This is a genomic window from Archangium sp. (assembly GCF_036388035.1).
In the GTDB taxonomy this organism is placed as follows: domain Bacteria; phylum Myxococcota; class Myxococcia; order Myxococcales; family Myxococcaceae; genus Archangium.
Genome location: NZ_DASVSO010000391.1, coordinates 1 through 9,018, shown reverse-complemented (window position 1 = coordinate 9,018; position 9,018 = coordinate 1). Strand labels below are relative to the sequence as shown.

General features: G+C 69.4%; 4 protein-coding genes. 2 read left to right on the top strand and 2 right to left on the bottom strand.

Features of this window, described 5'->3' with window-relative positions:
• On the top strand, positions 1-1,820 hold a 1,820-nt coding region (locus tag VF697_RS15920), incomplete at its 5' end, for a DUF4157 domain-containing protein (RefSeq protein ID WP_331095842.1).
• A 9-nt stretch (positions 1,821-1,829) separates the two neighbouring features.
• Here VF697_RS15920 and VF697_RS15915 read toward each other — a convergent pair.
• Positions 1,830-5,567, bottom strand: a complete 3,738-nt coding sequence (locus VF697_RS15915; RefSeq protein WP_331095840.1) for a protein kinase domain-containing protein — start codon at positions 5,565-5,567, stop codon at positions 1,830-1,832.
• Positions 5,568-5,698: 131 nt separating this feature from the next.
• Between VF697_RS15915 and dacB the strand changes: the two genes are divergently transcribed.
• Positions 5,699-7,198 (top strand): D-alanyl-D-alanine carboxypeptidase/D-alanyl-D-alanine endopeptidase, encoded by a 1,500-nt coding sequence (gene dacB, locus VF697_RS15910; protein WP_331095838.1) that lies wholly within the window; start codon positions 5,699-5,701, stop codon positions 7,196-7,198.
• Between the two features lie 39 nt (positions 7,199-7,237).
• On the opposite strand, the gene VF697_RS15905 is transcribed toward dacB, so the two are convergent.
• A partial coding sequence (locus tag VF697_RS15905) for a response regulator (RefSeq protein WP_331095836.1) occupies positions 7,238-9,018 on the bottom strand: 1,781 nt, incomplete at its 5' end.

The following is a 9,018-nucleotide window of genomic DNA, read 5'->3' as shown; positions in this document are numbered from 1 at the left end:
AGGGCTTCCCCTTGAGTCCACGGCTTCGCGCCGCGCTGGAGACGTTGTTCCACACCGACTTCGCGGACGTCCGGATCCACATCGGCCCGGAACCCCTGGCCGTTGGCGCTCACGCCCTCGCTTGCGGCGATGACCTGTGGTTCGCGCCAGGAGAGTACGAGCCCCACACCCTGTCCGGACTGTGGCTGCTGGCTCATGAGCTCACCCACGTGCTCCAGCAGCGCGCGGGCCAGGTCCACGACCCACGCGGGGCGGGATGGGCCCTCGTCGACGACCCCGCGCTGGAGGCCGAGGCGGAGCGCATGGGCCTGCTCGCGGTGCTGACGCTAATGCCCGCGGAGGCGAAAGCCGCCGGGCTTCCCTCCCGGGAGCACTGGCTCTCCCTCCACGAGGGAGCCCGTGGGGTTGCGTCTCCGGGCCACACCAGCGCGCGGCGCGCGACAGGCGGTGCCGTCATCCAGCCGGGCTACCGGCACAAGTACCTGCTGGTGCCGCGCGGCGACATCCCGCCCAAATTCAACTTCCTGATCGCGAAGATCATCAAGCTCTTCGACGAGGACAAGGCCGCGCGCAAGAAATTCGCGGAGGACGATGTCAGCAACTTCAAGGACGCCCTGAAGACACCCGGTAATGCACACCCCGTGCTCCATTCGTATGAGAAAAACCATCTCCAGCATGGCGCCAACTGGTGGAAGTTCGTCGAGGAGAAGCTGTTGGTTCGTTGCAAGAACCAGATCTGGTTCAGCGCGCCTCCCGAGACTGTCGATACGCAGAACGACATCCTGACAATCTATGCCTGGGAGTTCGTGGAGGGTCATACCTACGCCGTCCCGATCGCGGACATCCATTTCGGGCTCGCCCGGTTCGAGGAAGTGAACCCACAGCCTCGGGGGGTCTTGCACAAGGTCTACCAGAGGGTCGGTGTCGCGGGAGGGCGGCACTACGTCCGGTTGAGCACGTCCGATACCTACGTCAAACGTTTCGTGATGCGCGGCTTGAATCAAACGGACGCCTACAACCTGGGGAAACTGAAAGCCCTCCAGGCGCCCAACCAGGACGACAAGGCGCTCATCTACGATATCAATGTCCGCTCCACGGGTCGCAAGGACAATGACAAACGCGCGGTGCGCCACCCCGTCACGCTTGGTACGTCACTGACGATTGAGCAGCAGATCCTGAGCCATACGCGCGGGTGGCAGAAGCGCTTCGTTTCAACGGGTGTTTCAAAGCAGCCCCCCGTTTCGACCCGAGGCGAGGAGTTCATCAGTGTTTTCGGCACCGCGATCATCGATCTGGCGAAAGTACCCCAGGACAGCATCTATGACATTCACGCCCCGAGGACCGCGGAAGAGCGGCTGGGCGTGACGGCCAAGGAAGTTATCGACGCACCCGCTCCTTCCGGAAAGGCTGGCTACGCGAATGAAAAGTTCCTGGCCATGCGTGATGTGATTCGGACCCGGGAACTACTCATCAAGAAAGAGGTTCCGTTCGCCGCCGTGAGAGCGGTGAGCGATGGAGCGCGGATCGTGGGCCTATCGAATAAGGAGCCCGCGAAGAAGGGCGATGATCTGGATGTACTCTATGGACTCGACCCGTCGGACTGGGACAACAAGACCGGTATCGAGCAGCCCAGCTACCCTTGGAACGTGCCTGGTTCGCGCGGCCAGAAATATTATTGGGGGTTCGTCCAGTTCGCCACCGAGGTAGCGGCCAAGAATGTCCATGTCTATATGAACAAGAGGCTGGACAAAGGCAAAGGCCAGGAGCGGCTCCTGCTCCATGTGTACAAACCCGATCGCCCGGACACCGGGATGACCTGAGCCCTTCACTCACCGCTCACTCAGCAGTCGCGTCTTTCCCTCGGGCCGCAGCTCCCCGCGAATGGCCGCCACCCGAGGGAGCAGCGCGCTGGCCTTCGCGGCGGTGAAGGCCCGCTCCGCCGCCTCGAGCGCCTCGCTGGCCCGGACGGGCGCGGGCTCCAGCCACCGCTCCGCGAGGGCGAGGTTCACCAGCCCCACCTGCAACACGTTGCCCGTGGCCTCGGCCAGGGAGAGCGCGTGGGTCAGGTGCGCGTCTCCCTCGGCCTCCGGCACCAGCGGCGCCAGCGCGCGGCGCGAGAGGATCTCGTCGAAGGGGTTGGCGAGCACCGGATCCGTGGCGCGCAGGAGCGCCGCCTCGGCGGCCTCGCGCGCGGCCTCGGGATTGCCCTGGGCCCACTCGAAGCGGGACTGGTAGACGCGCACCAGCGTCTCCATGCGGAAGTCTCCCGCGCGTGAGGCCTCCAGCGCCTTGGGTAGTGACTCGCGCGCCGCGGCGGCGTCTTCGAAGAGGACATCCCGGCACGCCGAGTACACCAGCACGTACAGCTTCAGCCAGCGGTCCCCGGGCAGCACCTGGGCGAGCTGCTCGCCCTTGGCCACCACCGCGGCCACCAGCTCATGCTCGCCGCGCTCCAGGTAGTAGGGCGGCGTGTAGATGGCGAGGTTCCGCTCGGGCAGGCGCGGGTGGCCCAGGCGCCGGATGAGCTCCTGTTTCTCGGTGAAGGGCGGCACGAAGGCCGAGGCGTCGCCGATGAAGGAGGCTCGGACGATCTGCGATTGCAGGTGGTAGATGCGCAGATCCGTGTACCCGTAGCTGTCCGCCACGGTGAACCCGTCCCGCGTGGCCACCTCGTCGAGCGGCCTGCCGCTCAGGGCCAGGTTCATGTTCAGGAAGTAGCAGCCCATGCCGAGCGCCCACGCCAGGCGCCGGGGCGGGTTCACCACCGCGTCGCGGAAGGCGTGCAGCCGATCCACCTCCTCGCGCTGGGCCTCCATCACGTCCGCGAAGCGGCCCGTGTGCGCGCTGAGCCCCCCTCTCGCGATGAGGGCGCCGGAGCGGTAGGGCGACTCCGGCGGATGCTCGGCGCGCACGCGCTCCAGCAGCGTGTGGAACTCCGCCGTGCGCCCCATGATGGCCAGCGCGATGCTCTGGAGGATCTGCAGCTCCGCCTTCTTCCAGAAGACATCCGCGGGTGCCATCCGCGCGTCGATCGGAATCTCCCGGATGACGCGCCGGAGCTGCTCGGGCCGCTCGGCCTCCGGGCTCGCACACGCCGCCGCCAGCCGCTCCACCGCCTCCCGCCGGCCCTCGCCGAGGTCCGCCGTGTCCGCCCAGTGGGCGAAGAGCTTCTCCGCGTAGAAGAGCGAGGTGGGTGGATCGCTCGTGTAGCCGATCTCGATGAGCGTCACCCAGGTGCGGATGAGCTGCTCCTCGCGCTCGGGGGTGTGGGGACCGGCCTCGAGCAGCGCGGCGGCCTCCTTGAGCACCAGCGTGGCATCCAGCAGGGCCTTGGCCTCGATGGCGGCCTGCCCGGCGCGCAACAACGGGACGATGGCGCGCTGGGGCTCGTCCGAGCGCGCGAAGTGGTAGCCCACCGCCCGAGCCACGCCCGGCCGGTTGCCCCCGAGCCGCTGGAGGATCTCCGCGATGCGCCCGTGGTGGGCCCGCCGCTCCGTCTCCGGAGTGCTCTCGTGGAGCGACTCGTGGACGGTGTCGTGGGTGAAGACGCAGCGGCCCTCCACGCGCTGGAGGAACTGCCGCTCCACCAGCTCGTCGAGTGCCTGGAACAGCTCCGCCTCGGGCAGCTCCGCCAGGGCGCGCACCAGGGGCAGCTCCAGGCTGCGTCCCGCCGGGGCCAGCCGCCGCAGCAGCGCCACCCGATCCTCGGGCAGGGTGGCCAGTCGGGCCAGCACCGCCTCGCGGATGCTCCCCGGCAGCGGATGCTCCTCCAGGTCCTCCCGCATGCTCCAGCGGCCGCCCACGCGCCGCAGCACGCCTTCCTCCACCAGCGCGCGCAGGCACTCGGTGGCGAAGAAGGCGTTGCCGCCGGTGATGGCGTGCAGCCGGGCCACGAAGCCCGCGGGCACGTCCAGGCCGGGCAGCACCAGGCGCACCAGCTGGTCGAGGTGCTCGGCCGTCAGGGGCGTGAGCTCCAGGCGCGAGGTGAGCCCCTCGTCCACCGTCGCGAAGGCGAGGCTCAGCCGGTTCAGCTCGTTGGAGCGGAAGGCCCCCACCACCATTCCCCGCGTGCCGTGCAGCGCGCGGATGAGGACGTTGAGCACCTCCAGGGAGGCGGCGTCCGCCCAGTGCAGATCCTCGATGCAGAGCACGAAGGTGAACTGGCGTCCCAGCGTCTGGAGCCACTCGGTGAGGGCGCCGAAGACGGCCATCTTCTCCGCGCTCGCGTCCCGGAAGACGGGCGCCGGCGCGGTGGCGAGCGACGGCACCAGCTTGCCCAGCAGAGGCCCCAGCCGCGCCAGCAGCTCCGCCGGGGTGCGCGGCACCAGCATGCGCAGCGCCTGGACGATGGGCTCCATCGGCGCCAGTCCTTCCGCGCGGCACTGGCCCACCCCGAAGGGAATCTCGGAGAGCTGGGCTTGCAGCTCAAGCTCCTGCAGCAGGCGGGACTTGCCCACGCCCGCGGGGGCCCCGAGCAGCACCGCGCGAGACAGGCCCCGGTCGGCCTCCCAGAGGGCTTCCAGGAGCTGCCCCAGGTCCTCCTGGCGTCCCACCACCTCTGGGACGTGCAGGTAGCTGGCGCGTGCCGCCAGCGGCTCCTCCGGCAGCGGCTCACCACTGGCGTGGCACAGCGCCTCCAGCAGCTCGGAGGCATCCTGGAAGCGATCGCGCGGGTCCTTGGCCAGCAGCAGGAGGATGATCTCCTCGAGCTGCGGATCCACCGGGCAGAGGCTGGAGGGGCGCGGTGGGGGACGCGAGAGGTGATCCGCCAGCAGGGCCGTCGGGTTGCCGCCCTTGAAGGGCAGCTGACGGGTGGCCATGTAGAAGGCCATCACCCCCAGCGAGTAGAGGTCCGCGCGCCCGTCGATGCTGGCGCCGCGCTGCCACTCGGGGGCGAGGTACTGCAGGGTGCCCTTGATCCGACTGGAGCGCGGGGTGCCGAGCTGGTGCATCACCCCGAAGTCCATCAGCTTCACCGCGCCGGACTCGGTGATGCGGACGTTGTTGGCCTTGATGTCGCAGTGCACGTACAGGCGCGAGTGGATGAAGGCGAGCACCTGCGCCATCTGGATGAGGACGCGGTAGAGGGTGCCGGTGTCGAGCACCTGCTCGCGCACGTGCGTGCTGAGGTCCTGGCCGCCCACCACCTCCATGGTGATGAAGCGGTTGCCGGACTCCGTCATCCCGCAGTCGAAGACCTTGAGGGTGCCCGGGTGCTGGAGCCGCTTCATCGCGAAGAACTCGTGGCGGAACATCAGCACGAGCTCCTCGACCTTGCTGGGCGGCAGGCCGGCGGACACCTGCATCTCCTTCAGGGCGACGCGGCGGTGCTCCTGCACGTCCTCGGCGAGCCAGATGCGGCCCATGCCACCTTCGCCGAGCTGCTCCTGGATGTGGTAGCGGCCCGTCACCCACATGCCCGGCTCGAGCGAGCGCCGCGCGCTGATGGGGCTGCCCGGGGTGGTGATGGGCGTGCGACCGCGATCCTCCTGCAGGCCCGGGAAGCTGCCGGTGGGCCGATTCCGACTGCGCTCGTCGAGAATCGCTGTCTGCTCTTCGTCGCTCATCGCCGGGGACCGAGCTTCCCGGGGGGTGGCGGGAAGGAGAGTGAGAAAGGAATAGCACGATTTAACGGAAGCTTCCCACCCTGGCACATCTCGACGTCGACGCCTGGGACGGGGGACGGTAGCTTGCGCCCATGCGCCGTCTCCCGCTCGCGCCGCTCCTGCTGGCCGCCCTCGCGCTGTCGGCCTGTCTCCCCCGCGCCACCCGTCCGTCGCCGCCCACGCTGACCTCGGTGGCCAACGCGCTCTTCGAGTCCGTCGAGCTCGAGGGCACGACAGCCAGCGTCTTCCTCGTGGACGCCCAGACGGGCGTGCCGCTCTACGCGCGCCGCGAGCACGTGCGCCTGCTGCCCGCCTCGACGATGAAGGTGGTGTCCACCTCGGCCGCGCTCGCCGCCTTCGGGGCGGACTACCGCTTCCACACCCCGGTACGGCTCGAGGGCACGCAGCTGGGCAACCTCTTCCTCGGAGATCTCGTGGTGGAGGCGTCGGGAGACCCGTCCCTGGGCTCGTGGCGCTTCCCCGAGACCACCCCGGCCTGCGAGCAGATCGCCGAGGCCCTCCATGCCAAGGGCATCCGGCAGTGGCTCGGGGCGGTGCGGGTGAGCAACGCCGACGAGGGGCCCTATGGCCTGTTCGGCCCCGGCTGGGCGTGGGACGACGCGGCCTATGCCTACAGCGCGGCCCCGACGCCCTTCGTCTTCCGGGAGAACGTGGTGGACCTGTCGCTGGAGCGCCCCGAGGGCCAGGACTGCGCCTCCCAGCCGCAGAAGCCCGTGGTGGTGCGCTACTCGCCGGCCCTGAGCGCGCCCGCGACCGTCGTGTACCTGGACCCGAATGCCCAGCGGGCCGGGCTCGGGTGCGTGCGCGAGCGGGGCAGCGGACGGGTGCGCTGTGTGTGGCGCTCGACCGCGGAGCAGTGCCCGCGCCAGGCGTCCATGCGCATCGCCGTCGACGAGCCCCAGGCGCTCTTCACCGCCTGCGTGGAGGAGGCGCTGGCCGTGCGTGGCATCTGGCGCATGCCCACCGCGCCGCAGCTGGCCGCCGTGCCCGCGGCCACCACGAGCGAGCCGCTGCTCGAGTTCGTCAGCCCGTCCATGGCCGAGCTGGTGAAGGTGACGAACAAGGAGTCGCTCAACCTCTATGCCGAGCGGCTGGGCCTGGGCTTCACCCGCGAGCGCACGGGCACCGAGAGCTACCCCGCGCTGCGCGACGCCATGGCGCAGGAGCTGACGCGCCGGGGCATCTCGACGCGGCTGTTGCGGCCGGCGGATGGCAGCGGGCTGTCGCGCTACAACGTGGCCACCGCGCGCGGGCTGGTGGAGGTCATCTACACGAGCCTGAAGGAGCCGTACGCGAACGCGCTGGTGGACAGCCTGCCCATCGCGGGCGTGGACGGCACGCTCGCGAGCAGCGCGGTGACGGACGGGATACGGGGACGCATCCGCGCGAAGACGGGGACGCTCTCGGGGCAGAAGGCCTACGTGGGCATCGCCGAGCGCCCTCATGATCCCCAGCACCCGCGCGTCGTCTTCGCGCTGATGCTGGGCAACATCGACGAGCAGCCCGCGCTCACGGCCAGCCAGGTGTTCGAGCGCTTCGCCGAGGCGATGGTGGGCCTGCCCCTGCGCTGAGGAGGAGCCGGGTTCAGCTCCCCCCGCTGGGGCCTTGGTTCAGGCCGTGCGCCGGATGGCGTGAGGCCCCCCGAGCAGCAGGGACTGCACCAACTCCCGCAGCTTCTCGGAGGAAAACGGCTTCTCGACCTGGCGGTTCCCGACGTGGCTCAGGAACGCTCGGGCATCGGGCGTGAAAGCGCCTCCTGTCAGGAACACGATGCGCTCGGCCATCTCAGGCACGTGGCGCGCGAGCCCCTGGTGCAGCTCCACGCCGCTCATCTCGGGCATCATGACGTCACACAGGATGATGTCGAAGCGCTCACCGCCCAGCAGCCTCGCCTGGGCCTCCCGTGCGCTCGTCAGCGTGACGACTTCGTGTTCCCGCTGGAGCATCCGGCGGATGGCCATGCCAATCAGCGGCTCGTCATCGACGACCAGGAGCCGCCCCCGCAGCGGAGCCGCGGCCGCGGGCGCGACGAAAGCCCGAGGTGACTCGCTCGGGCGGACATCGGTCGCGGCGCGCAGGATGACCCGGAAGGTACTCCCGCGGCCCACCTCGCTCCGCACCTCCAGCCGTCCGCCAAAACCCGTCACGATGTCCTGACAGATGGAGAGGCCGAGCCCCGTTCCCACCCCGACGGGCTTGGTCGTGAAGAACGGCTCGAAGAGCTTCTCCAGGTTCTCCGCCGGGATGCCCGAGCCCGTGTCGCATACCTCAATCACCACTCCCTCGGGATGGGGCCGCGTGATGACGCGGATCTCCTGGTGCTCCACATTCCCCTCGGGGATGGCGTGGGCCGCGTTGACGAGCAGGTTCAGGAAGACCTGTCCGAGCCGGCCCTCGCTCGCCGAGACGCGCAGGGGCTCCTCCATGTAGTCGCGGACCAGCCGTGCCCGGTGCCGGATCTCATTCAAGGCCATGCTGAGGGCTGTCTCGAGCACCCGGTGGACGTCCACGGACTCTGGCCGCATGCCCTCCTCCGCGCGCGAGAACATCTTCAGTTGCCTGACGATGTCGCGTACCCGGTCCGCACCGAGCTGGGCTTCGGAGAGCAGCTCGTGCACCTCCTCGCCCTGGCCCGCGGGCAGGTTCAACCCGGGCAGCACTTCCGCTTGCAGGTGGTGGAGGTTGGCGAGGACGTAGGCGAGCGGGTTGTTGATCTCATGCGCGATCCCCGCCGCGAGCGTCCCGAGCGAGGCCATGCGATCCGCGCGCAGCAGCCGGGACTCCAGGTGCTTGCGCTCGGTCAGGTCGCGCACGCTCCGGATGACGGAGGGCCGGCCCTCGAAGATGACGGGGACCTGGGAGATCTCCACGGAGACGACGCCGCCCGTCTTGCGCAGCAGGCGAACCTCCCATGGAGGCACCGCCCGCCCTTCGAGCATCGCATCGCGGATGTCGCTTGGGAGCGACGTCAGGTCTTCGGGATGGAGCGAGGACTCGCGCATCTGCGCCCCGGTCCGCCCCAGCAGCTCGCTGGCGGACGTGCATCCGACCAGCGAGACGAGCGCGGGGTTGACGTAGACGATCCGGTCCTCGTGCAGCACGCAGATTCCATCGGGCAGCCGCTCGATGAGCGAGCGGAAGCTCTCCTGGGAGCGGCGCAACTCCTCGAGCGTGCGCGCGTGCTGGAGTGCGTAGCGGATGGAGCGCTCCAGGAGCGTCGGCGTGAGCTGGGACTTCACCAGGAAGTCAGCGGCACCGGCGTTCAGCGCCTGATGATCGATCTGCTCGTCGTCCCCCATCCCCGTCAGCAGGATGACTGGACCGTGCCAACCCCGCCGCCGTGCCTGCTCGAGCAGCTCGAGCCCCGTCATCGCGCCCAGGCGGTAGTCGA

What these genes read in the sequence shown, in the direction of transcription:
- dacB (WP_331095838.1), top strand. Translation starts at nt 5,699, where the DNA reads ATGCGCCGTCTCCCGCTCGCGCCGCTCCTGCTGGCCGCCCTCGCGCTG.
- VF697_RS15915 (WP_331095840.1), bottom strand. Translation starts at nt 5,567, where the DNA reads ATGAGCGACGAAGAGCAGACAGCGATTCTCGACGAGCGCAGTCGGAAT.